This window comes from Micavibrio sp. TMED2, assembly GCA_002168225.1.
Classification (GTDB): domain Bacteria; phylum Pseudomonadota; class Alphaproteobacteria; order TMED2; family TMED2; genus TMED2.
Genome location: NHBH01000008.1, coordinates 26,219 through 50,504, shown reverse-complemented (window position 1 = coordinate 50,504; position 24,286 = coordinate 26,219). Strand labels below are relative to the sequence as shown.

At 55.9% G+C, this 24,286-nt stretch carries 18 protein-coding genes and 2 pseudogenes; 10 read left to right on the top strand and 10 right to left on the bottom strand.

Annotation, left to right across the window (positions count from 1 at the left end):
* Nucleotides 1-248 precede the first annotated feature (248 nt).
* From CBB62_11575 to CBB62_11560, 4 genes are all read right to left on the bottom strand, one after another.
* A complete protein-coding gene (locus CBB62_11575; protein ID OUT39954.1) occupies nt 249-1,286 on the bottom strand; it encodes a hypothetical protein in 1,038 nt (345 codons plus the stop codon).
* Between the two features lie 211 nt (nt 1,287-1,497).
* Nucleotides 1,498-2,619: a hypothetical protein gene (locus CBB62_11570; GenBank protein ID OUT39953.1), complete on the bottom strand. Its 1,122-nt coding sequence runs from the start codon at nt 2,617-2,619 to the stop codon at nt 1,498-1,500.
* Nucleotides 2,620-2,622: 3 nt separating this feature from the next.
* The gene (locus CBB62_11565) at nt 2,623-5,406 is read right to left on the bottom strand and encodes a multidrug ABC transporter ATP-binding protein (GenBank protein ID OUT39952.1); all 2,784 of its coding nucleotides are present in this window, start codon (nt 5,404-5,406) and stop codon (nt 2,623-2,625) included.
* The gene (locus tag CBB62_11560; GenBank protein ID OUT39951.1) at nt 5,403-6,440 is read right to left on the bottom strand and encodes a glycoside hydrolase family 43; all 1,038 of its coding nucleotides are present in this window, start codon (nt 6,438-6,440) and stop codon (nt 5,403-5,405) included. The genes CBB62_11565 and CBB62_11560 overlap by 4 nt, the downstream gene beginning before the upstream one ends.
* A gap of 177 nt (nt 6,441-6,617) precedes the next feature.
* Here CBB62_11560 and CBB62_11555 point away from each other — a divergent pair, with 177 nt between their 5' ends.
* The 5 genes from CBB62_11555 to CBB62_11535 all read left to right on the top strand — a co-directional run bounded on the left by CBB62_11555 (nt 6,618) and on the right by CBB62_11535 (nt 12,611).
* Entirely contained in the window at nt 6,618-7,193 is a 576-nt protein-coding gene (locus tag CBB62_11555; protein OUT39950.1) for a hypothetical protein, read from the top strand.
* 16 nt (nt 7,194-7,209) lie between these two features.
* Nucleotides 7,210-9,123, top strand: a complete 1,914-nt coding sequence (locus tag CBB62_11550; GenBank protein OUT39949.1) for a hypothetical protein — start codon at nt 7,210-7,212, stop codon at nt 9,121-9,123.
* Nucleotides 9,124-9,229: 106 nt separating this feature from the next.
* Nucleotides 9,230-10,639: an enoyl-CoA hydratase gene (locus CBB62_11545; protein ID OUT39948.1), complete on the top strand. Its 1,410-nt coding sequence runs from the start codon at nt 9,230-9,232 to the stop codon at nt 10,637-10,639.
* A gap of 2 nt (nt 10,640-10,641) precedes the next feature.
* A complete protein-coding gene (locus tag CBB62_11540) occupies nt 10,642-11,829 on the top strand; it encodes an acetate kinase (protein ID OUT39947.1) in 1,188 nt (395 codons plus the stop codon).
* A gap of 8 nt (nt 11,830-11,837) precedes the next feature.
* Nucleotides 11,838-12,611 (top strand): enoyl-[acyl-carrier-protein] reductase, encoded by a 774-nt coding sequence (locus CBB62_11535; GenBank protein ID OUT39946.1) that lies wholly within the window; start codon nt 11,838-11,840, stop codon nt 12,609-12,611.
* A 35-nt stretch (nt 12,612-12,646) separates the two neighbouring features.
* On the opposite strand, the gene CBB62_11530 is transcribed toward CBB62_11535, so the two are convergent.
* Both CBB62_11530 and CBB62_11525 read right to left on the bottom strand, forming a co-directional pair.
* Nucleotides 12,647-14,476 (bottom strand): poly-beta-hydroxybutyrate polymerase, encoded by a 1,830-nt coding sequence (locus tag CBB62_11530; protein OUT39945.1) that lies wholly within the window; start codon nt 14,474-14,476, stop codon nt 12,647-12,649.
* 68 nt (nt 14,477-14,544) lie between these two features.
* Complete coding sequence (locus CBB62_11525) at nt 14,545-14,940, bottom strand: hypothetical protein (protein ID OUT39944.1); 396 nt, start codon at nt 14,938-14,940, stop codon at nt 14,545-14,547.
* 242 nt (nt 14,941-15,182) lie between these two features.
* Between CBB62_11525 and CBB62_11520 the strand changes: the two are divergent.
* Nucleotides 15,183-15,636, top strand: a pseudogene (locus CBB62_11520) (IS5/IS1182 family transposase).
* Nucleotides 15,637-15,683: 47 nt separating this feature from the next.
* Here the strand turns inward: CBB62_11520 and CBB62_11515 are convergent.
* The gene (locus CBB62_11515; protein ID OUT39981.1) at nt 15,684-18,227 is read right to left on the bottom strand and encodes a Tn3 family transposase; all 2,544 of its coding nucleotides are present in this window, start codon (nt 18,225-18,227) and stop codon (nt 15,684-15,686) included.
* Here CBB62_11515 and CBB62_11510 point away from each other — a divergent pair.
* Nucleotides 18,180-18,611: a DNA invertase gene (locus CBB62_11510; protein OUT39982.1), complete on the top strand. Its 432-nt coding sequence runs from the start codon at nt 18,180-18,182 to the stop codon at nt 18,609-18,611. The genes CBB62_11515 and CBB62_11510 overlap by 48 nt on opposite strands.
* A 26-nt stretch (nt 18,612-18,637) precedes the next feature.
* On the opposite strand, the gene CBB62_11505 is transcribed toward CBB62_11510, so the two are convergent.
* From CBB62_11505 to CBB62_11495, 3 genes are read right to left on the bottom strand one after another with little or no spacing between them, the layout of a single operon-like run.
* A complete protein-coding gene (locus CBB62_11505; GenBank protein ID OUT39943.1) occupies nt 18,638-19,276 on the bottom strand; it encodes a hypothetical protein in 639 nt (212 codons plus the stop codon).
* On the bottom strand, nt 19,273-19,635 hold the full coding sequence (locus tag CBB62_11500; GenBank protein OUT39942.1) for an antibiotic biosynthesis monooxygenase: 363 nt from the start codon (nt 19,633-19,635) through the stop codon (nt 19,273-19,275). Before CBB62_11500 ends, CBB62_11505 begins: the two co-directional genes overlap by 4 nt.
* Nucleotides 19,632-19,955, bottom strand: a complete 324-nt coding sequence (locus tag CBB62_11495) for an NIPSNAP family protein (GenBank protein OUT39980.1) — start codon at nt 19,953-19,955, stop codon at nt 19,632-19,634. The genes CBB62_11500 and CBB62_11495 overlap by 4 nt, the downstream gene beginning before the upstream one ends.
* A gap of 73 nt (nt 19,956-20,028) precedes the next feature.
* Here CBB62_11495 and CBB62_11490 point away from each other — a divergent pair, with 73 nt between their 5' ends.
* The 3 genes and pseudogenes from CBB62_11490 (at nt 20,029) to CBB62_11480 (ending at nt 24,191) form a co-directional block, all read left to right on the top strand.
* Nucleotides 20,029-20,709 (top strand): transcriptional regulator, encoded by a 681-nt coding sequence (locus tag CBB62_11490; protein ID OUT39941.1) that lies wholly within the window; start codon nt 20,029-20,031, stop codon nt 20,707-20,709.
* Nucleotides 20,710-20,812: 103 nt separating this feature from the next.
* Nucleotides 20,813-21,148 (top strand): hypothetical protein, encoded by a 336-nt coding sequence (locus tag CBB62_11485; GenBank protein OUT39979.1) that lies wholly within the window; start codon nt 20,813-20,815, stop codon nt 21,146-21,148.
* A 78-nt stretch (nt 21,149-21,226) separates the two neighbouring features.
* Nucleotides 21,227-24,191, top strand: a pseudogene (locus CBB62_11480) (Tn3 family transposase).
* Nucleotides 24,192-24,286 lie beyond the last annotated feature (95 nt).

The window sequence follows — 24,286 nt, the reverse complement described above, 5'->3', positions numbered from 1 at the left end:
ATCTGATGTTAAGCGGCGAGCTTGCGGTACAGCAAGCGCCGATGTTCGAGGGATGGTCTGAGCGATATCATTACGATAGCCATAATCAGCTGCGCACGTACCTCGCCAGTTTCATAACCGCTTATAATTTCGCGCGCAGGCACAAGACATCATCGGCTTTACGCCATGCGAATACATCTGCAAAAATGGTTAGCCGAACCCAAACGTTTTACACTCAATCCACATCATCAAATGCCAGAACTCAATGCCTAGAATCTATAACCGACAGAAATAGCGCCGAATATAGATGGGTCATCTTGTCCGTCAAATTCTTTAGAACGCCAATTAAGTGTATAAGAAACCTGCGTTTTCCCATAGGAGAGGCTTACTCCAACATTGGCATCTGCAACAAACGGCTTTTTATTAACTGAGGGGCCATCTTCCCACGTGTTGCCATCCAGAAATATATTTCGTGCTACAGCCCGTCCCTCTACACCAGCAAAAATTGACCAGGACAGGTGATTTTCAGGCACTGCAAAAAGTCCATTGCCCGGTATTGCTGGTCGTACCCGCAAGGGCTTGGATTGCCAACGCGTTTCAAAAGGCGTGAACTGTAAACTGAGACCACTGGATGCATATGTGTATATATTGCCTATTGAGACGCCTACATGTGGGCTGGCCCGAAAGTACAGTGAGCCAAAATGACTGGCATAGGCTTCCGGCCATTGCCGCTGCCAGGCCAGATTAAGGGCTGGCTCATTCTCCAACTGATAGCTCCAGCCGGAAGGATCGTCAAAATTTCCTAAATCATGAACAAATTCTTGAGTTTCTTCACCAAGCGCCCAAGGACCAATCACACCAACGGTTATTTCCAGATCATCAATATGATCACCCGACAAGGTGGTCATGCCAAGAGCCCCGTACAAAAAACCGGCATATGGACGGTCACTTGGATCTGGCACTCGTGCCTTGATATCATCCGGCGTATAAAGATTCTGTCCCAGTGCATAATACACTGACGTGGTATTATTTATCTGAAAAAAAGGCAACATATAATCTAATTTTTGAGCAGAAAGCGGTGTAATGGATGATGTGTCAAAATAATTAAAGCGAACTCCGCTTGTATAGTTTTGATCAGTTCCGGCACCAAATAAATCATTTTCAACTGTTAAGGTAAAAAATTTCATTTTATCTTCAATTATTTCCTTTGGAATGTTGTTTTCGAGATTTTTATTTTCTTGATTAGCATAGACGGGAAAGCTCCATAAAATTGCCCAAAACACCATAATGTAGTATAGCTTTTTCATATAACTATTCCAGCCATGAGATAATTTAAATTAATCATAGTACGCATTATGCTTTCCACTGCAGAATAACTTCAAAATCATTGCCAGACAAGATTACTAACAAAGGATCTGTGTCTCAAATGTTGTTTCCTTATCAAAAGGCTTGCCAAATGTCTGGACAGAACAATCAACGTCAGACGTGGTCGATGGGAGCGCAATTAACTAACTGACATCAGGCCATGGTAATAATAGCCTTGCGGAATCGATTGAGCGACAGGGCAAACAGCCCGCCACCGATAATCAGCAAAGCCAGAAATTCGGGCCAGACCACCTCCAATCCCGCGCCTCGGTATAGTATGGCCTGTGCCAGGGAAACAAAATGCGTGGTCGGGGCAACAAGCATTATGTCCTGCACAAAACCCGGCATGCTTTCCCGCGGTGTGGTGCCCCCGGACAGCATCTGCAATGGCAACAGGATCAGCATGAGCAGAAGTCCGAATTGAGGCATTGAACGTGCCGCCGTCCCGAGAAAAATGCCCATTGAAGTCGTGGCGAAAAGATGCAGGGCCGTGCCGATCAGGAACAGCATGACCGACCCTTGGATCGGTACCGACAATGCCCCGCCGACGACAAACAACAAGGAGAATGCGGCGGCAATCAAAACCACCAGTCCCATCGACCAGACCTTGCTGATCATGATCTCAAACGGTGTCACCGGCATCACCAGCAGATGCTCGACCGTGCCATGCTCCTTCTCCCTGATCAGGGCAGCACCGGTCAGCACAATCGCCAGCATTGTGACGTTGTTGATCACTTCCATAATCGCCCCGAACCAAGCTTGATCCAGTTGCGGGTTGAAACGGACGCGCAGTGTCAGCTCAACCGGCAGTTGCTGGATATCACGATAACGGTTGGCAAATGCCAGCACCTCACCGGCGACAATCTGCTGAATATAGCCATTGCCGGTGAATGCCTGGCTCATGCGGGTTGCATCAATGTTGAGCAGGATTGCCGGTTGCCGTCCGGCCAGCATGTCGCTCTGGAAATCGGGTGGGATATTGAGCGCAAAAGTATCGGTACCGGCATCCATCCGTGTGTCCATCTCACGCTGTGAGATCATCGGCGGTGGCGCAAAATAAGGCGGGTAGAAGGCCGCCGCAATCCGCCCCGACAAGGGGGAGCGATCCTCATCGACAATGGCGATGGGTGCCATATTCAGACTGTCCGGCATGGCTTTCGCGGCGGCATAGATTGACAGGCTGAACGCATAAACGATTAGCAACAGCAGGACAGGATCGCGAATAAGGCTGCGTAATTCCTTTATGCCAAGATGCAGGATATTGCTGATTGCCACGGCTTATCCCTCCTGTTTCTGCAACAATATTGCCGCCAGTCCGAGGAGCACCGGCACAGCCGCGGCAATCGCCAGAAGCGATAGCTGCAAATCCCAGAAACCAAGCGCCTTTGAGAAGGTACCGCGGGCAATGATCAGAAAATAGGATGTCGGGTAGACTTCGCCGACAATACGGCCAAAGCCATCCAATGAGGCAACCGGGTGGATCATGCCGGAAAAGCTGATGGCGGGCAGTAGGGACAGGACGGCGGTACCGAAAATCGCAGCAATCTGGCTTTTCATGAATGTCGAGATCAGCAACCCCATGGATGTCGCTGCCGTCACATAGAGCAGCGCCCCCAATGACAAGGTCAGGAAGCTACCCTTGAGCGGTACCGCAAACAGGGTCACGGCCATGAGCGTCAACAACAGATAACTGACCATTGAGAGCAGGATATACGGGGCCTGTTTGCCGAGCAGGAACTCGAGGCGGGTGGTCGGTGTCACATACAGGTTGGTGATCGAGCCGAGTTCTTTTTCCCGTACCACACTGAGTGCCGCCAACATGGCTGGTATCATCAGCAACAACAGCGGGATTACCGCGGGAACCATGGCAATCAGGCTTTTGACATCGGGGTTGTAGCGGTATCGGGTCTCTATCCGCACCAGACCACCAAGGGCATCGCCATAGCCAGCTTCCCGCGCCTTGGCCGTCAGCCATTGCTGGTGCATGCCCTCTACATAGCCGCGTATCGTCTCAGCCCGCTGTGGCATGGCGCCATCAATCCAGGCACCGATTTCCACCTGCCGACCGCGGGCAACATCCCGGGCAAATCCTGGCGGTATCTCGATCGCCAGCCCCAGCTCCCCGGATTTCATCCGCCTGTCGATATCGGCATAATTTGTGAGCGGGGCTTTCTCGATGAAATAGCTCGACCCCGTAATATTCAGGGCATAGTCCCGACTTGCCGAGGTCTGGTCATGATCCAGTACGGCAAAGGTCAAGTCATCAACATCCATGGTCAACCCATAGCCCATAACCAGCATCAGGATAGCGCTGCCAAGCAGTGCAAGCGTCAGCCGGATCGGATCACGGCGCAGTTCGAGGCCTTCGCGCCGGGCATAGCTGAGCAGGCGCCGCATGTTCGGGAACTCGAAGCCAGAGCGGGTGTCGGTGTTGACAGCTTGCGCATCAATTACCGGTTCATCGTGATCCTGCGTTGTCCGGCGTATGTCATCGGGCGGCGCATCAATAACGGATTGCGCCGCCTGAAGATATGCAATGAAGGCTTCCTCAAGATTGCCCTCGCCACGATCAGCGGCAATGTCATCGGGTGCGCCGGTAATCAGAACGCGTCCGGCGTGCATCAGCGATATCCTGTCGCAACGCGCTGCCTCGTTCATGAAATGGGTCGAGATAAAGATGGTGACCCCGTCATTGCGGGCCAGATCGAACAGGATGCGCCAGAAGTTGTCGCGTGCGACAGGGTCCACCCCTGATGTCGGCTCATCCAGAATCAGCATTTCCGGCCGATGGATCATGGCAACGGCCAAAGACAGGCGCTGACGCATACCGAGCGGCAGTGAGGCTGGCAGGCTTTCCATGACCGCTGCCAGATCAAACCGGCGCGCCATCTCGATCACGCGCGGCCCGATTTCCCGATCCGGCACCTTGAACAACTGGGCATGAAGCTCGAGGTTCTGGCGAACGGTCAGTTCATTATACAGCGAGAAGCCCTGTGACATGTAACCGACACGGCGTCGGGTCGCGATGTCATTGGCCTCCAGCGCCGAACCGAACAGCCAGGCCTTGCCCTCGCTCGGTTGCAACAGGCCGGTAAGCATTTTCATGGTCGTGGTCTTGCCACAGCCATTGGAGCCGAGAAAACCGAATATCTCGCCCCGACGGATCTGGAAACTGACATGATCGACAGCGGTAAAGTCACCAAACCTTATCGTCAGATCCTGTGCTTCGATTGCAATCTGTTCCGCACCGTCCGCACTGACAAAAGCCTGCTTTTCGACGGCCCGATGCTCTGCACGCTTTGCTGCCGGCAACAGTGCAACAAAAGCTCCTTCAAGATTTTCCGCACCGGTCTGGGCCAGCAATTCGCCCGGTGTGCCGCTTGCCAGAATGCGCCCCGCATCCATGGCCACAAGCCGATCAAATCCCGCGGCCTCCTCCATATAGGCGGTGGCAACAATCACGGTCATACCCGGACGGTCGGCACGTATCTGGTCGACAAGTGACCAGAATTGCCTCCTCGACAACGGATCGACCCCGGTTGTCGGTTCATCCAGAAGTAGCAGATCGGGGTCGTGAATCAAAGCACAGCACAAGCCCAGTTTCTGTTTCATGCCGCCGGACAGCTTGCCCGCCGGGCGGTCGAGAAACCGTTCCAGACCGGTGCTGCGGGTCAGTTCCGCTATCCGCCGCTCGCGTTCGGCACGGCCATGACCGAACAGGCGTCCGAAGAAGTCGATATTCTCGAAAACCGAAAGGGTCGGATAGAGGTTCTTGCCCAATCCTTGCGGCATATAGGCAATGCGCGGACAAACGGCCTGACGATGCTGCTGCCTGCGCATATCGCCGCCGAGGACAGAGAGGTTGCCCTCCTGCAGTTTTCTGGCCCCGGCAATCAGCGCCAGCAGGCTTGATTTGCCAACACCATCCGGGCCGATCAGGCCGAGGATGCCACCGGCACTGACCGCCAGCGACACATCATCAAGCGCCAGCGTCTGACCGTAACGCAGTGTCAGCCGATCCAGATGAATGACAGGGTCCTGCACAGGCCGGTCCGCAGTCATTTCGGCAGCCTGATTTGCAGTTCATCCGGCCATTCGGCATCCGGGTCCAGTTTGACATAGACCATGCCGGGCAGCCCGGTTTTGACCTGCTCGAGATATTGCTGCAGCAATGTCTTGTCGATCCGGGCCTTCAGGCGGAACATGAGCTTCTGGCGTTCCTCGGCTGTTTCCACCGTCTTGGGTGTGAACTGTGCGACATCGGAGACTAGGGATATCTCGGCCGGAATGACATAGTCAGGCGCTGCATCCAGAACAATATGCGCCTCGGCACCGATGGCGACCCTGCCTGCTTCTGCTGTCGGCAGGAAGAAGGTCATATAGACATCCGAAAGGTCGACAAGGTTGAGAACTGCGCCGCCAGCGCTCAGCACCTCGCCCGGTTGTGCGACCCGATACTGGACGCGGCCATCACGCGGGGAGCGCAACGCGCTGTCATCGATATCAGCCTGAATACGCTCCATTGTTGCCTTGCTTGCCGCAACGGCTGACCGGGCGGCAATTACCTGCGCACGGGCAGCGCCCAGCGCCGCCTCGACAGCAGAGACCTGGGCAATGGCAGCACTGAACGCCGCTTTCCGACCGGCTGTATCTGCCCGGTCATCATCAAGCTGCTGTACGGAGGCATTTCCCTTGGCGGTCAGCTGTTCGGTCCGCGCCAATCGTTTGGATGCCGCATCCACTTCCGCCTGACGCTGGGCAACAACTGCCTTGGCAGCCTCTTTCTCGGCCAGCCGCTGGGCAACCATGCTCTGGGCTGTATCAACGCCGATTTTTGCCTGTTCGAACTGGGCCTCTGCTTCCCGTAGCTGGGCTGTCAGAACGGCTGTATCCATCCGTGCCAGAATTTGGCCTGCACTGATGAAGCTGCCCTCATCGACCAGTATCTCGAGCACACGTCCCGGGGTTTTGGTTGCCACATCAATCTCGACGGCTTCAATCCGGCCATTACCCTTGGCGAAACCCTGCGGGAGCGTTGCGGGCTTCACGCCATACCAGATTGCCGCACCCAGCAGCAGGGCCAGTAACAGCCCCATAATAATCGGTCGTTTCAATCTGTTATCCAGCACGATGAACATCCGTTATAAAATATTGCTTTCGCTAATGTAGCCATAGATACGCACGGTACCTTGATCCAAGTCAACAGTCGTTGACTTTTATGCGGAGCCTAGTCTTAATCCCTGCATCAGGCAATCGGCGGTGAGGGGATCTGAATGGCACGGGCCGAATTAAAAGCAAGTGACAAACTCACCACTCGCGACCGTATCCTTGAATCCGCCCAAAGGTGTTTTTCCAGTGCATCATACGAGCAGGTTGGGTTGCGCAACATTGCCGAGGATGTCGGCGTTGATGTTGCTTATGTTCATCGCACTTTTGGATCGAAAGAGAAGCTCTTCACCGAAGTACTCCGCCTGTCCTTTGCGTTGGATCGTACAGCGCAGGCTTCCGCCTCCGATCTTGTGACAAAATTCACAAAAGATGTGTTCCGACCCGCAAATACAAATAATGATAGTATTGATCCACTACGCATAGTGGTCCATTCCCTTTCCAGTGCTACAGCGCTGTCGGTACAACGGCAATTTATTCTGGAAGAAGTTATTGGTCCACTGGCCGGACAGATTGACACCGACGGGGAAGTGCGGGCGAGCATGATAGCAGCACTCCTGCTTGGCATCCGGATTCTGCGAGACGTTATTGAGCTGGAAGCCCTCGGCTGTGCTCACCATAATACTCTGGAAGCGTTGACCACCAGAATGCTGGAGTTCTGCCTTGGTGCTGTCTCAGAGTAGGGAAGATTGCTCTCTAATGAAATCAAGGACTGGAAAGAACATGTCCGCCATATATTCCCGAATGTTATTACGTGCTGTTTATTTCTGCATCGCACTGATATTGCCGCAACTGGATGGTACAGAAGCAAATGCTCAAGTCTCTCTGGAGGCCGACACGTTCCCCAAAGAGAGTCATATTCAACTTCAACAGACAGATGCAGAAATCATGCTGCGGCTGCAGCAGCTCATTAATGAAGATAATTTCAGGTTGCGCAATCTGCAGAAGCAGGTCGAAGAACTGGGACAAATAATCGAGAAGACTACCAATGCCTTCAATCGTCAGGATCAGGCTGCGACAACTCGCGGACACGTAACTGCAACCGAGATCAACAACCCAACCCTATTCGGCTGGAAGCTTTATCGTGACTGGTTGGATATGCTGCTCGCCCGACGTCAGAATGCATCTCAGCAGAGTACTCTACTCAAGGATCGCATCATTGCAGAGCAGCAGGCATTGGACTTTATCAGCTTCGGACGAAGTCTCCCGATATCCTCAACCATCCACACCGACAAACCGGCTCAGGCAGCTCCCCCGGTCAAACCACAAGCTCCGGAAACAGTTACCACAGCGCCTCCTATTCTCGATCATGCATTAGCTGAGGCGGTCCGCAGCGTCAGCCAACGTGAGCACGAACTCGCAACTGCTGAGGAGCAATTTCGACTGGCGGAGACTATTGCCTCACTTATGGCAAGAGATCTGCTTATCACTCGTAATGCTGTGACTCAGTCTCAGTTGTTTCTGGAAGGTTTCCGGGAGCAATTCAGCCAATTAGAAGCGTTGGTTGTTGAATCGACGGATCAGGGTCTGCAATCTGAGTTTCAGGCTTATTTACCCATATTAAAGCAACTCGTTACCACTACAGAGAGCTACTTGGCAGAACAGCAGGCCATACAGCAAACTTTAGAACAGCGATTGCAAACGGATAAGCCCCTGCACATCCCTTTGCAACAGATAGTTATCAAGGCCCAGGAGCGGCTCATTGATGCCAGGCAACGCATGGAATTTCTCAATAGTCCAGTTGCACCCTACAATATAAAGCGATGGCTCATATATTATGCTCCCCGTTTGCTCTTGGCAGGAATGGTGTTGCTTCTGGCTTGGATTTTGACCCGGCACTTTGCCAAGCGCCTGCTAAATGGCCTTATTGGTAAGCATCGTTATGGCTCCAGTGAAGAACGCGAAGAGCGTATTGAAACCGTCAGCAGGGTGCTGCAAAGCAGTGTTACCCTCGTCGTGATACTATTAGCGGGTTTGATGCTGCTCTCATCATTCGGCGTTGATCTGAGAGTGTTGCTGGGCAGTGCGGCCGTCTTTTCCATCGCCATAGCTTTTGGCGCCCAGAGTCTGATCAAGGACTATTTCTCTGGTTTTATGATCTTGACGGAAAACCAGTATCGTGTGGGTAACGTTGTCCGCATCAATGATATTTCCGGCACTGTCGAGGATGTTAACCTCCGTATAACTGTCTTGCGCGATCTCGCGGGCACAGCACACTTCATCCCCCACGGCCAGATCAATACCGTTAGCAACCTCACTCATGGCTGGTCATGCATTGTGTTGGATATAGGGGTGGCCTATAAAGAGAAGGTCGACATTGTTATCGCAGCACTTATGCAAATAGCTGATGAATTGCGCCATGAGCCACGCTTTGGCATATGGATCATCGGTGAGCCGGAGATGCTGGGCGTCAATTCCTTTGAGGACTCAGCCGTAGTTATTCGGATGCTGATCAAGACCCGTCCGCTTAAGCAATGGATGATCAAGCGGGAAATGTTGCGGCGCATCAAAAACCGGTTCGATGAATTAGGTATTGAGATTCCATTCCCTCACCGCACTATATTTCATCGCCACGTTCAGGATACCCCGCCCCCAGAAGCTTTAACATTCTGAGATTAGGTAGGCCCCAGCCTCTGGTTTATACGACTTCTGAATTCTATTTCTAATATCCTCCGAAATTAAGACAGACATTGAATATGCTCCGTTATGCAGGCCGCACATGAATTCCAAAGCCATGATCGAAAACCGGACCTATGACGAGATCGGTATCGGCGACACCGCCTGTTTGACCCGCACCCTGACGCCGGAAGATATCCTGCTCTTTGCCGTAGTCACTGGCGACGTCAATCCGGCGCATGTTGATCCCGAATATGCTGCCACGGACATTTTTCACAAGGTTATTGCCCATGGCATGTGGGGGAGCGGGCTGATTTCTGCTGTGTTCGGTACCGAATTGCCCGGTCCCGGTACTATCTATCTGGAGCAGGGGCTACGCTTCCGCAAACCGGTCGTTCCCGGCGACACCATCACCGCCTCTGTCACCGTGACTGCCAAGGATGACAGGCGCCATTGCCTGACCTTCGACTGTCGCTGCACCAACCAACATGGCGAGGATGTCATTACCGGCGAGGCAAAGGTGATCGCCCCCACGGAGAAGGTGAAGCGCCAGCGCATGGCCCTGCCCGAGGTGCGGTTGGCAAGCCATGCGCGCTACCGCGCCCTGCTGGTACAGGCCAAAGGCGGCGATCCTGCCCCTGCCGCCATTGCCCATCCATGTGATGCAACCGCCCTGTCAGCTGCGGTGCAAGCCGCCGAGGCCGGGTTCATCGCGCCCATTCTGATCGGCCCGGANAGCANGATAAANGCNGCNGCCGATACTGCCGGCATCGANATTTCGCCCTACCGNCTGATNGACACNCCCCACAGCCATGCCGCNGCNGAGCGTGCCGCAGCAATGGCCGCNGCGGGTGAGGNAAGGATGCTGATAAAAGGCTCGTTGCATACCGATGAGCTTATGTCGGCGGTGCTGGCCGGTGATACCGGACTGCGCACGGAACGGCGGCTCAGCCATTGTTATCTGATGGACGTACCCGGTTACGACCGCCCGCTGTTGATCACCGATGCCGCGATCAACATCAATCCAACGCTTGAGGAAAAGGCCGACATCATCCGCAACGCCATCGATGTCGCCCATGTGATCGGCATTGAGACACCGCGCGTTGCCATCCTTGCCGCGGTGGAGACGGTCAATCCCAAAATGCGCTCGACGCTCGACGCCGCCGCGCTGTGCAAAATGGCGGATCGCGGCCAGATCAGCGGTGCTTTGCTCGATGGTCCGCTCGCCTTCGACAATGCGGTCAGCGAGAAGGCGGCAAAAGAGAAGGGGATTACATCCGAGGTAGCGGGCAGGGCGGATATCCTGCTGGTACCTGATCTGGAAGCCGGCAATATGGTCGCCAAGCAGCTCACCTTCCTCGCCGATGCCGATGCCGCCGGGGTGGTGCTGGGCGCACGGGTGCCGATCGTGCTGACCAGCCGGGCCGACAGTGTCGAGACCCGTCTTGCCTCCGCCGCCCTTGCCACCCTGNTGAGCCGTGCCAACACCAAGGCNGCCCCCGGAGTATCATAACCGTGCCNCAGGCGATCCTGACCCTTAATGCCGGTTCCTCCAGCATCAAATTCGCCCTGTACGAGCTGGCTGGCCAGGAACTGGACTGCCAGTTCCATGGCAAGATCGAGGGTATCGGCACCGCACCGCATCTGATTGCCACGGATGGCGACGGTCATCAGGTGACTGAAAAACACTGGGACGGCGATGCCGATCTCACCCATGAGGATTTTCTCGGCGATCTGCTTGACTGGGTCGAGGATCATCTGGGTGGTGACCTGCTGATCGGTGTCGGTCACCGGGTCGTGCATGGCGGCACGATCTACACCATGCCGGTAACCATCATGCCTGCTGTGGTTGAGAAGCTGGCGGCTCTCAATCCTCTGGCTCCGTTGCATCAGCCGCATAATATTGCGGCCATCAATGCCGTGGCCGCGGTCAGACCGAACCTGCGCCAGATCGCCTGTTTCGATACCGCCTTCCACCGGCANCANCCCGCTGTGGCNACCCGCTTCGCCCTGCCGCGCGCACTGCAGGCAGAGGGGATCCAACGCTATGGCTTTCACGGCATTTCATACGAATATATCTACCGTCGCCTGCAACAGGTCGATCCGGCTCTGGCGGCCGGACGGGTAATCGTCGCGCATCTCGGCAATGGTGCCAGCCTGTGCGCCATGCAGAATGGACGCAGTATTGATACCACCATGGGNTTCACCGCTCTGGACGGATTGATGATGGGCACGCGCTGCGGCAGCATCGATCCCGGCGTGGTGCTGTATCTNGCCGAACACAAGCAGATGACACCGCAGGAGATTGAGGAACTGCTGTACAAGCAGTCGGGNCTGCTCGGCGTCTCCGGCATTTCCAGCGATATGCGCAGCCTGCTGGATAGCAGTGATCCCAACGCTGCCGAGGCGGTTGAGCTGTTCTGCTACCGCATCGCGCGGGAGACTGGTGCACTGGTCGCTTCACTCGGTGGCATCGACGGGCTGATCTTTACTGCCGGGATTGGCGAGAATGCGCCTGAAATCCGGCGACTGGCCTGCGCGCGCATGGGCTGGCTCGGCCTCCAGATGGATGCGGAGGCCAACCGGCAAGGCGCGGAGATCATCAGTACCAAAGGCAGCCCGGTGACCATCCGCGTCATGCCAACCGATGAGGAACGGATGATCGCACTACACACCCTCGAACACCTCCGGCAACAGGAATAAAACAAGTCATGAAGAACCTGATGGACCTCACCGGCAAGCGCGGCCTCGTTATCGGCATCGCCAATGAGCATAGCATTGCCACCGGCTGCGCCGAGGCATTCCGCGACAGCGGCGCGCGCCTCGCNGGCACCTATTTGAATGAGAAGGCAAAACCGTTTGTCGACCCGGTGACCGAACGGCTCGGCTTCGAGTGGATGGCCCCTTGCGATGTGCGGGAACCGGGGCAGACCGAGGCCCTGTTTGCCCGGATCGAACAGGAATGGGGCGGGCTCGACTTCCTGCTGCACTCCATCGCTTTCGCACCGAAGGATGATCTGCATGGCCGGGTGGTCGACAGTTCGGCGGAGGGTTTCGGTATGGCGATGGATGTCTCCTGCCACTCCTTTATCGAGATGGCGCGCCGGGCCGAACCGCTGATGGCGAATGGTGGCTGCCTGCTGACCATCACCTTCTATGGCTCCGAACGGGTGGTCGAGCATTACAATCTGATGGGACCGGTGAAGGCGGCGCTGGAAAGTGCCACCCGTTACATCGCCGCCGAGCTGGGGCCGAAGGGTATCCGCGCCCATGCCATCTCACCCGGCCCGATCGCGACGCGGGCGGCAAGCGGTATCGACCGGTTCGATCAGTTGCTCGAACGCGCCGCCGCTTCAGTGCCGGAGCGGCAACTGGTGGACATCGCCGATGTCGGGGCATTGGCGGCATTTCTGGTCAGCGATGCCGCACGCCGCATTACCGGTACCGTGATCCCGGTCGATAGCGGCCAGCATCTGATGGCTTGAACTGTTAGCCCCGCCAGCCCATCACCTGTCGAATGCTATTTCTGGAATACGTAGCTACCCGGGGCATCCTGCAATACCGGGTAGCCCCTGTCCGGCGCGCCCATGGCAGGTGGCGCAGCTGGCACTTCCGAATGATCGCCCAGCCATTCTGCCCAGGCGGGCCACCATGACCCCTCATATGAGGGCGCTGTTTCCAGCCATTCATCATGGTCCTGATAGGGTTCATGCGCTCCTGTCGTCTGCATCCGGTAATGGCGTCGGGGGTGGCCCGGCTCGGAGACGATGCCAGCATTATGCCCGCCACTGGTCAGGACAAAGGTTACATCGGCATCAAACAGCAGGTGAGCCTTGAACACCGAGTGCCATGGGGCGACGTGATCGGTCTCGGTACCGACGGCGAAGACCGGCAATCGGATATCCGACAGGGCAATGGCGGCATCGCCAACATGAAAACGACCACCGGCGAGACTGTTCTCAAGAAACAGCTGCCGCAGATATTCCGAATGCATCCGATAGGGCATACGGGTGGCATCCGCATTCCAGACCATGAGATCATTCGGCTGCGCCCGTTCGCCCATCAGGTATTCGCGGGTATTGCGGGACCAGATCAGGTCAGCGGAGCGCAGCATCTGGAAGGCCCCGGCCATCTGCTGGGTATCGAGATAACCCTGCTCCCACATCATATCCTCGAGGAAGCTCAGTTGGCTTTCCGAAACGAACAGCATCAACTCGCCAGCCTCGGTAAAATCCGACTGGGCGGCAAACAGGGTCAGGCTGGTCAGACGCTCATCGCCGTCCCGCGCCATGGCAGCAGCGGCAATCGTCATCAGGGTACCACCAATGCAATAGCCGCAACCATGTACCCGATCCGACCCGGTAATGGCCTGCACCGCATCCAGCGCCGCCATCGGCCCCATGGCGAGATAATCATCCATACCGAGATCGCGTTCCGCCGCGCCCGGATTGCGCCAGGAGATCATGAAGACGGTAAAACCCTGTGCGGTCAGATAGCGAACCAGCGAATTTTCCGGGCTGAGGTCGAGAATGTAGTACTTCATGATCCAGGCCGGGGTAATCAGCACCGGCTCCGGTCGCACCTTGTCGGTTGTCGGCTTGTACTGGATCAGTTCAATAAGGTGGTTACGATAGACCACTTTGCCGGGCGTTACAGCCAGTGTCTGGCCGACGACATACTTGTCCTGCGGGGCAGCAGCCTTCTCCCCAGCTGCCAGACGCGCGGCATCCTCCCACCAGTTGAGAGCCCCTTGCCAGAGATTGAGCCCGCCGGTTTCCATGGTGCGCTGCAAGACCTCGGGATTGGTCAGCATATAATTGGCGGGCGAGATAACATCGAGCATCTGGCGCGCGCCGAATTCAACCATACGCTCATGCTCGGCGGAAACGCCGCGCACGCCGGTGGTGGCATTCCACCACCATTGCTGTTGCAATAAAAACGCCTGATAGATCAGGTTGAACGGTCGCTGTTGCCATGCCTCGGCGCCGAACCGGCGATCCTGTGCCAGTGGTTCAATACATTTTCCGGCATCCGCCCCGGCCAGTGCGCAATGCAGGGCATATTGCTGATAACGGACCAGCTTGCGGGTCGCTTTTTCAACCAGACGGGTACGCTTGCCCGGTGCTGCCGCCAGATGCAGTGCCCAGTCACTCCAGGCATCAAGCATCGCCGCCGGAGACAGGCCAAGGGTATAGCGTGCAATCAGCGCGCGCAGAGCGCGATCTGATACCTCGGTCAGGGATGAGGCATCACCGATGTCGTCAACAGCCTCGTCACCGGTAACCGGTGGCAAGCTGTGATGATGGTGCACCTGACTGACCGGCGCATTTCGCGATTGGTTTTTCATCATTAATCAATGCGCCGCCGCTAGTGGATATGGGAAACTGTTAAGGCATGTTAGAAGGCAGCACCGGTAGATTAAAGTGCCGCCATCGTAGTCTGGTCAACCTGCTGTTTGACGTCCTCCACGGCTTCCTCGACCTGTTTTTCGTACAGGCTGGCAATCCGGCTGAATTCATCAGAGTAGTTTTTGGCCGCCGTCTCGAAGAACTGCCCATATACTTTCATGACATCACCGGGACAGTTGCAGTTGCCAAGGCTCTTCAGCACCTGACGATCCTTCTCCAGACGGCGCTCAATGAATTTGTAGTATTCACGGTTCATTGAGATGATCTGTTTGAAAAAATGCTCTTGCATATCAACGGCGGATTTCAGTGATCGCTCATTGGCACAAATGGCTGCCTCCATATCAAACAGGGGAAAAAAGCCTGTAAATGACTGGGGGCTAGTTGTTGTTTTTCTGGTTTTGCTCATCACATTATCCTTCCCGTTGCTATGCCGTCAGACCGAATTACACTAGTCAACAACCCCATAAAAATACAACTGTAAGTTGCGGGCATTGATTCAGATCAACGAGACAGCGCTTTTACCCTATCTCCGCATCGTGGGGCGTCATATGTGACGAAATTTGGAATGCAGGTGTGGCATTCTTCGTGTGATTCAGTCTCTTCAAGAAGACTGACTATGAGTGACTTATATTGGCTGACCGACGAACAGATGGCCCGCATAAGACGCTGTACAACAGGTGGAAGCGATGGAGCGAGCGGGGTGTTTTCGTTCGGATGATGGAAGGCCTGGCTTCTGCGGGCGCGGATCGCAAGACAGTGATGATCGACGCAACCTATCTCAAGGCCCACCGTACGGCATCAAGCCTGCGGGTTAAAAAGGGTCTTGGGCGCCTGATTGGCCGCACCAAAGGCGGGATGAATACCAAGCTTCATGCCGTGACGGATGCGAATGGCCGACCGATCAGCTTCTTCATGACCACAGACTACATCGGCGCAGCGGCACTGCTTGACGAATTGCCCAGAGCGCAATGGCTGCTTGCCGACCGTGGTTATGATGCCTGATTGGTTCCGGGACGCCCTGCAGGAAAAGGGCATCAAGCCTTGCATCCCAGGCCGCAAATCTCGCGCCTATCCCATCAAGTATGACAAGCGCCGCTACAAAGGGGTCTGATCCGGTAGGGGGCAGGATAGTACGTTAAGCTGGGTGGGCTATCGCTTTGGCCACCTGTATTCGCCGGTCAAAAGAATATGCGCCCATCCGAGTGGCGAGATATGCGATAGAAGCTCTGGTGGACAATCTAAACTGCCTTGTAATCTATGAGTAACTGCGTGTCCGAGATGATCCGTGTTCCAGTAAATGATGATCGCGGCCAGTAGGTTCAGGCCAGCCATCCTGTAGTGCTGACCTTCAGCGGTACGGTCCCGGATTTCACCTTGCCTTCCAATGCGCAGAGCTTTCTTTAATGCGTGATGGGCTTCCCCCTTGTTCAGGCCGATCTGGGCGCGGCGCTGCATGTCGGTATCCAGCAACCATTCGATAATAAACAGGGTGCGCTCGATGCGATCGATCTCCCGCAGAGCAACCGCCAGTTCATGCTGACGTGGGTACGATGCGAACTTCTTCAGCAGTTGGCTGGGAGGCATGACCCCTGCCGCCATTGTCGCGACGGCACGCAGAATGTCTGGCCAATTCTGGGCAATCAGGTTTTCGCGGACTTTTCCGCCAATCAGGCCCCGCAGCTCGTTGGGGGTTGCTGACGGATCGGACACATACAAGCGCTTGGATGGCAGATCCCGGATACGCGGGATGAACCGATAGCCCAGCAGGACAGAAACGGCAAAGACATGATCAGTGAATCCACCGGTGTCGGCATATTGCTCTTTGATCCGCTTGCCGGTTTCACTCATGAGCAAACCGTCGAGGATGTAGGGCGCTTCGCTCACCGTAGCCGGAATGTTCTGGGTGGCGAATGGGCCGAACTGGTCGGATACGTGGGTATAGGCTTTTAACCCCGGCTCATTACCGTATTTTGCATTGATCAGGTTCATCGCCTCGCCCTGTCGAGCCGCCGGGAAGAACTGACCATCACTGGACGCGGTGACACCTGCACCCCAGAACTTTGCCATCGGCAATCTGGATTGCGCATCAATGACTGCCGCCAGTGCCCGGTTGATGGCATCACTTTCGATGTGCCAACGAGACAAGCGTGACAGTTGGAGGTAATCATGGGTGTTGCTGGCTTCGTCCATCTTGCTCAGGCCGAGATTCAGCCCTTCCGCCAGCAGAACATTCAGCAGTCCAATCCTGTCCTTGCAGGGCCCACCTGTCCGCAGATGGGTGAAGGCGTCTGTGAATCCTGTGACCTCATCCACTTCCAGAAGCAGATCGGTGATGCGGATATCTGGAAGTTGGCGATAGAGATCAAGGACGTGCTCTTCCGCCTCATCAGGTACGGCGGTTGTCAGTCGCTCGATCTTGAGCGCGCCATTCTCGATAGACCCGCCGGGGATGGCTCCGTGCCTGGCAGCGCGCGCTAAACGGTTTAGGCCATCGGTGATCCGCACCTTTCGATCTGAAAGCCAAATAGCCGGATCAAGAGGCATTGTTAATCTGGGGATGGCGGGAACGGCTGAGATTGGCACAAGGGCCTGCTTCAAATCAGCGTAGCGTTTTGAATGCCCCAGCCAGATGTCTCCGGAACGGAAAGCATCGCGTAGATGAAACAGCACTGCAACTTCCCAGAAGCGATGGTCATCCTCCGGCTGAGCTTTAAGGTGTCGATGCCATTTCGAGTTTTTGCGCAGAAAATCTGTCGGTTTTGCCTGGTCTGTTTTTCCACCAATTGCCTCAACGGCATTTACCAAGGGAATAGCGACCGGGGCGGCCTTTATGTCTAGCGCTTTCAGCATGCGTGGGGCATAGCGCCGGAAACGGCGATGTCCTTGCACGACATGAGTAAGTGGGTCCGCTGCCATGGTGTTGGTCAATTGCGCCGACGTTGCAACCAGCTCCTCCAGGACCGACCATCCAGGTGTGTCCGAAACAGCGGTTTCGAGGGATACACCATCGCTATGTGCGGCGAGTAAGGCGGTTCCCAACTCGCTGAAGGATCGCAACGTCTGTTGGACAGCAGCCTTTGCATCGTCAACGCGGGTATCACACAACCTCTTGGCATTGCGCCATGTCTTCCCAACGATCCGATCATGGGTTTCGACCACGGCATCAGCGATGGCCGCCTGCCATTCCACGACACAAACCGCCAGAATGGCGAGCCGCCGATCACTGGACATGTCCCGCAACCCATCCGCAAAATACCGTTCACCCTGTTTGCGCAATTGGGCAATTCGATGTGGGGGCACCTTGTCCAGAGTTTCGGTCGGAATTCCGAGCGCCTGCAAGAATTCCAGCCGATCCAGAAGGCGGCTGGCCCCGGCCGAATTCTGTCCGACCTCAAACTGACGCAGCCAGACAAACCGGCTGATCCGCTCATCGACCAATTCCGTCAGCAATGAATCCAGTTGGGCTTGCATGGGTTCACTGACCCGCTCCGCAATACGGCTGTCGATCTTCCGTTCTGCGGCAACTAGGGCATCTGCGCAAAGCCGTTCGACAACAGAGACACCTGGCAGGATTATCTGAGTCTGGCGGCATTGCTCTACAAGCCGCCGAGCGAGATCCAAGCTGGACCGCGCTGTTTCCGCTTCCTGTGCCAACCATGTTTTCAGATCGCGTACGCCTTGACCCGAGAACATCTCGTACCCAAGCTCGACCGGTTGGCCCGATCTGTGCCAGATGCCCGTGCCATAGCCGACCAGCTCCAGAACAAAGGAGTGAAGCTGGCTCTCGGTGCGTCCGTCTATGATCCGTCCGATCCGATGGGCAAAATGTTCTTCAATATCCTGGCCACCTTTGCCGAGTTCGAGGCCGATCTGATCCGCATGCGGACTCGTGAAGGCATGGCTATCGCGCGCGCCAAAGGTAAACTGCGCGGCAAACAACCCAAGCTATCTGAGAAGCAACAGCGCGAACTTTGCCGCATGCACGCAACCGGGGATTACTCCATCAGCGATCTGGCTGAAGTATTCTCCGTGTCACGGCCAACCGTTTACAGAACTCTGAATAGAAACCAAACTTAGTGCATGTCCGACCGTTCATCGCGGCATCACAAACTTCCCCTGACAGAGCGCAAGATCATCCCAATGCCAATCATGCCGAATATTGTGCCAAATACGGCTTCGCTGGCTTTCTGGAAACGCGCATACAGTTGCCTGATGCCGCTCACGGAAAACAGCAGCCCATATCCGCCGTAAATTGCGAAGAGGATGACCGATGAACCACAGGCGAACAAAATCAGCAATGGCAAGGAAGTCGTTTGACTGCCGACGAAAGTGGAAAGTGATGCCCATAGCAGGGCAACTTTTGGATTTGTCGCTGTTACCACAAGCCCGTACCGAACATCTCGCCAAGTGCCTTCCCCTTTCTGAGGGGTAATTTCACCGGGAGCGCCTGTTACAGCCGCACGCCATCCCTTGTAGCCAAGCCAGCCCAGATACAGTCCACCAACCACTCCTAGAACTCTAATTAATACAGGAAACTTTTCGAACAGAGTTCCAAATCCCAATGCGGTCAGCATCGCCCAGCCAAACCCTCCAAGCGCGATGCCAAAGGCAACCAGCAAGGCCGACCCTCTCCCCGAACCAAGACCGCGTGAGGCAACGGCGACCATATTGGGACCGGGAGAAATTGCGGCGGCGGCGAGTGCGGCCCAGGCCGCAAAGATCGTGAACATGGCTTCATTCATTTTGCCACCCTTTCAATAGTATGATGCTGAACGGAATCCGTAGGAGCCTGATCGCGCTCTAAAAGGCCGTAGTCACGCGCAACTTTAGCCACCCGCAGTCGATAGTTCTGAAACACCCCTGAGCGCCCCTCTGATTGTGCAAAGCGATGCTGTTCCAGCCTTCGCCACTCGGCAATCGCCTCCTCGTCGCGCCAAAAGGACAGCGATAAAATGCGCCCTGCATGGGTCAGGGACTGGAACCGTTCGATAGAGATAAAGCCGTCGATTTCGTCCAGAAGCGGGCGCAGCTCAGCCGCAATATCAAGATACCTTTGCCGCTGTCCTGGTGCTGGTTCCACTTCGAATATGACGGCGATCATTTCTGCGCCCCATGCGGGGCAGACGCCAATTTAAGAAACGTCCTGTCTTCGCGCAGCAGAAATTTCTCTTTCTGAGCAAATTCATAGTTTTCCTTGCCAAGTGGATCATCTGCTAACCGTGTGCGGTAGGCTTCGTATTCGGCCAGTGATGGGATGTTGTAGATCCCATAAGCCAGCGTGCTCGACCCTTCGTGCGGTGCGTAATACCCAACCAGATCTGCGCCACACCCCGGGATAGCTTGGCCCCAGTTGCGGGCATATTGTTCAAACTGCTCTTTTTTCGTTGGATCAATGTGATAACGGATGACACAGGTCAGCATGGTGGTCCTCATTTATGATTTGCCTCAAATCTAACGCATTGCCTGTCTGAAATGCTTCGACTACGGTCGAACTATGAAAGATGGCCCAGATATAGCCCGCATCGCCGCGCTGATCGGTGATCCCGCCCGTGCGAACATGCTGACAGCGTTGATGAGCGGTAAAGCCCTGACGGCAACAGAATTGTCTCAGGAAGCGGGCATTACCCTACAAACCGCCAGCTCGCATCTGGCAAAGCTAGACGAAGGCGGCCTGCTGATGCCGCGCAAACAAGGACGCCATAAATACTTTTCTCTAGCGGATGATGAGGTGGCCTATGTTCTCGAAGCCCTGATGGGGCTGGCTGCCGGATCAGGACATTTGCGCACCCGAACAGGGCCACGTGATGAAGAACTTCGGAAGGCGCGCGTGTGCTACAACCACCTCGCAGGCCATATGGGCATACAGATGTATGACAGCTTTCTGCGCCAGGGTTTCCTCGACATCAGCGCTGATGGCCTTACTTTGACGAAAACGGGAGCGAGCTTTGTCCGCGATTTTGGAATTGATCTGAATGCGCTCACGGCGAAGAAATCTCCCCTTTGCCGGGAGTGCCTGGATTGGAGTGAGCGCCGATCACACCTTGCAGGTAGCCTTGGTCGTGCGCTGCTCACTCAGATGGAAAACCTGAGCTGGGCAAAACGTATTCCAGAAAACCGGATTGTGCGTTTCACGAAGGCAGGACAGAGAGAGTTTGACGCTACATTCCAACTCTAGAAGCTGAAATCGTCACTGATGAGTGCTTAACGTACTATCCTGCCCCTACCGGACCAGACCCCTCTATCTCGACAGTGGAACCTTGGCGCCCCTTCTGAAACGAATGGAGGCATCCGGCATCGTAACCCGCACGCGCGATCCCAGCGACGAGAGGCGGGTCCTGATCGGCCTGACCGAGCAAGGCCATGCGCGAAAAGGCTGCGCATGTGCCTGGAACGATTTCCAATGGCTACCAGCCGGAGGGAATCGAGAAATTGCACGAAAGCGTCCACAATCTGGTTTCGATATTGGCGCAGCATACAGCGAGAGTGCGGTCGGGGCCTCTCTAGCTGTCCGTTCCCTACAACCTGGTTGTCGGCCGAGGGCAATCCCCCCGTCTCCGAAAAACGACCGGAATGCCAATCCGCGAGATGCTACACTATGCGAAGCTTCGCGCTGAGGGTGATTACCGGCCCCGAGTGTCGCGTCCCTCTTGAAATACAGCGTTTCACGGACATGCATGTGAGAAGGGTATTTCATGGCACGGCGACAAATATTGACGGCAAGTTTTTGGTCTCGATTGATGGCGCCGCCCTCGGAGGATCGAGAGGTTGCAATGTACTGTACGCTCACGCCGGATGAGATCGAGGCGGTCGCCAGAAAACGAACCGCTGCCGCCCGTCTGGGCTATGCCGTATCATTGACTTACATGCGCCATCCCGGACGGGTTCGTGAGGTTGGAGAACAACCCAACGACGTGATGCTGGCCTTTCTTGCAGATCAGGTTGATGCCAGCGCTTCCGATCTGGCGGTCTATGATCGGTGCCCGCAGACGCGACGCGAACATATCGCGCAAATCACGGTCCGGTTCGGATATCAGGCCTTCACAATATCCCTCGTGCGGGAACTTGTTCATTGGCTGACACCATCTGCCGGAGAAGACCCGCGGGCCGAGCCTTTGGCGATCTCGTTGATTGAAGAACTGAGGCGCCGGCGTATCCTGGTCCCGGCGCGACGTACCGTTGAACTGATTGTCAGGCACGCGATCCGGCGTGCGGAAAATGTCAGGATTTCCGCTCTGACCCGGGACCTGCAGCCGGATCACCACGACGCCCTGCGTGCATTGATTGCGCCACCTGAAACGGGCGAGGTGTCGACGCTCAGCTGGTTGAAAGCGGCGCCCAAATCGGCGTCCGCCAAATCCATCAAGGCCGTACTGGAGCGCCTGATGGTGGTTCGAGCAATTGGTCTACCCACCAGTTTGCGTCAGAACATCTCGACATCGGCGCTCGATGGTCTGGCCGGGGAAGGCTTGCGGATCACGGTGCAAAACCTGCGGCGTATGACCTTGCCCCGGCTATGGGCGGTTTTGTCGGCCGCCTGTTTGCGGCTGGAAGAACAGCTCACCGACCTTGCACTGGATATGTTCGATAAATTGCTGGGCCGCAGCTTTCGAAAGGCGGAACAACAAAGCTCTGACAAGGCGTCCCAGCTCCTGATGGACATCATCCGCCCCTTGCAGTCTCTCAAAGCCTTCTGCCGTGAGGCACTGACGGCGCGCCTGCAAACCGGCGATCTCAACGGAATGCTGGACACGGCCAATTGGGATGAGATCGAGAGTGCGACAGCCGCAATTGAAACCGCCCTGGGAGACGGGAAGCCCGATAAATACTCGGAGCTCATCGGAAAATATCAGACCGCTCGCCAGTTTGCGCCCATGATATTAAGAGGTTTCAGCTTCAAAGGGGCGGCCAGCGCTGCCAGCCTCCTGCGCGCGGTGGATCTTTTGCGCGTTATGTATGAGGCGAACAAGCGCAGCCTGCCGGACAACCCGCCGACCGGGTTCATTCGAAAGGTGTGGCGGCCATTTGTCTTTCCGGCACCGGGGGAGGTCAACCGGCGCGCATACGAGCTCTGCGTCTACTTCGAATTGCGCGATCGGCTTCGGGCAGGGGATGTCTGGGTCGAAGGAAGCCGGCAGCGCCGTAACTTCGATGATCGGCTCATCCCCAAGGCCACCTTCGAGATCTTGCGTACCGAGGGATCGTTGCCGATCGCCGCCGCGGCGGATGCAGAAACCTATCTCGCAGAGCGGCAACAGCAGATCGAGGAGGCCATGGCCATTGTCGCGGCTCGGGCCGAAGCGGGAACGCTGCCGGATGTCGCCATTCGTGATGGGAATTTGAGCATCACCCCGGTCAAGGACGAAACACCCGACGCCGCCACTACCATGAGCCGACTGGTTTATGGGCAATTGCCACAAATCAAGATCCCCGACCTGCTGATTGAGGTGAACGCCTGGACCGGATTTGCGAAGTGCTTCACCCATTATCGCTCCGGCAGACCGGCGGAAGATCAAAAGGCGCTGTTCGCCGATGTCCTGGCCGATGGGGTCAATCTGAGTGTGTCCCGTATGGCCGCTGCAACCCATAATCTGTCCGCTCGGCAGATCGCGTGGGCGCACGACTGGCATTTGCGCGAGGAAACATATGCGGAGGCCTTGGCCAGTCTGGTCGACATGCAACGCGAGCTCCCGCTGGCCAAACTCTGGGGGGATGGCGTGACGTCATCCTCAGATGGGCAGTTCTTCCGGGCCGGTGGCCGCGGTGAGGCCTCTGCAGATATCAACGCAAAATACGGGCGCACCCCGGGTCTCAAGTTCTACACCCATATCTCCGATCAGTTCAGCCCGTTCCACTCGACGGTCATCACCGCCACCGAAAGCGAAGCGCCTTTCGTATTGGATGGTCTGCTTCGCCACCAATCAGGCGTCGCAATCGAGGAGCATCATGTGGATACTGGCGGCGCGACGGATCACGTCTTTGCCCTGTGCTACCTCTTGGGGTTCCGCTTCGCGCCACGCTTGCGAAACTTCAAGAATCGCAAATTGTATCTCCTGCCCGGCATGGAACCCCCGGCCATCATGACACCGTTCCATCAAAGCAGGTCACATTGTTGACAACTGGCCCGAATTCCTCAGGCTCGCGACCTCCATCAAGGCCGGAACCACCACCGCTTCGGCGATCTTGAAAAGCTTGTCCGCATATCCCAGGCAAAACGGACTCGCAATTGCCTTGCGCGAATTGCGGCGATTGGAGCGGACCCTCTTTGCACTGGAATGGATGCGCAGCCTGGAATTGCGGAAAAGAACCAGCGCAAGTCTGGCCAGAGGGGAAGCTCGAAACGCTCTTGCTCGCGGGGTCTTCTTCAACCAACTCGGTGAAATGCGCGATCGCAGCTACGAGCATCAGATCCACAAGGCGTCGGGCCTCAACTTCCTGGTTGCCGCAATCATCCTGTGGAACACCAAATATCTGGAAGCCTCAATCCGTGATCTGAAGAAAAACGGCGTCGTCGTCCCAAATGAAATCATCAAACACATCGCGCCGCTTGGCTGGGCCCATGTCGGATTGACTGGCGACTACCTGTGGAACATGAACCCACCACTCAGCCCAGATCGCCTCAGGCCACTTCGGAAACAAGATTTACAGGACGCCGCATAAGTTCTCCGTTCGTTCGCACGAGCCGGACAATACTGTCACTTTTATGCAGTGACCCCCATAACCGAAATAACGATTTTTAAAAATGCTCCGAAAAA

What these genes read in the sequence shown, in the direction of transcription:
- CBB62_11515 (OUT39981.1), bottom strand. Translation starts at nt 18,227, where the DNA reads ATGTTCTCGGGTCAAGGCGTACGCGATCTGAAAACATGGTTGGCACAG.
- CBB62_11550 (OUT39949.1), top strand. Translation starts at nt 7,210, where the DNA reads ATGAAATCAAGGACTGGAAAGAACATGTCCGCCATATATTCCCGAATG.
- CBB62_11555 (OUT39950.1), top strand. Translation starts at nt 6,618, where the DNA reads ATGGCACGGGCCGAATTAAAAGCAAGTGACAAACTCACCACTCGCGAC.
- CBB62_11490 (OUT39941.1), top strand. Translation starts at nt 20,029, where the DNA reads ATGAAAGATGGCCCAGATATAGCCCGCATCGCCGCGCTGATCGGTGAT.
- CBB62_11560 (OUT39951.1), bottom strand. Translation starts at nt 6,440, where the DNA reads ATGGGGCTGTTACTGGCCCTGCTGCTGGGTGCGGCAATCTGGTATGGC.
- CBB62_11530 (OUT39945.1), bottom strand. Translation starts at nt 14,476, where the DNA reads ATGATGAAAAACCAATCGCGAAATGCGCCGGTCAGTCAGGTGCACCAT.
- CBB62_11505 (OUT39943.1), bottom strand. Translation starts at nt 19,276, where the DNA reads ATGAATGAAGCCATGTTCACGATCTTTGCGGCCTGGGCCGCACTCGCC.
- CBB62_11500 (OUT39942.1), bottom strand. Translation starts at nt 19,635, where the DNA reads ATGATCGCCGTCATATTCGAAGTGGAACCAGCACCAGGACAGCGGCAA.
- CBB62_11565 (OUT39952.1), bottom strand. Translation starts at nt 5,406, where the DNA reads ATGACTGCGGACCGGCCTGTGCAGGACCCTGTCATTCATCTGGATCGG.
- CBB62_11485 (OUT39979.1), top strand. Translation starts at nt 20,813, where the DNA reads ATGGAGGCATCCGGCATCGTAACCCGCACGCGCGATCCCAGCGACGAG.
- CBB62_11525 (OUT39944.1), bottom strand. Translation starts at nt 14,940, where the DNA reads ATGAGCAAAACCAGAAAAACAACAACTAGCCCCCAGTCATTTACAGGC.
- CBB62_11495 (OUT39980.1), bottom strand. Translation starts at nt 19,955, where the DNA reads ATGCTGACCTGTGTCATCCGTTATCACATTGATCCAACGAAAAAAGAG.
- CBB62_11575 (OUT39954.1), bottom strand. Translation starts at nt 1,286, where the DNA reads ATGAAAAAGCTATACTACATTATGGTGTTTTGGGCAATTTTATGGAGC.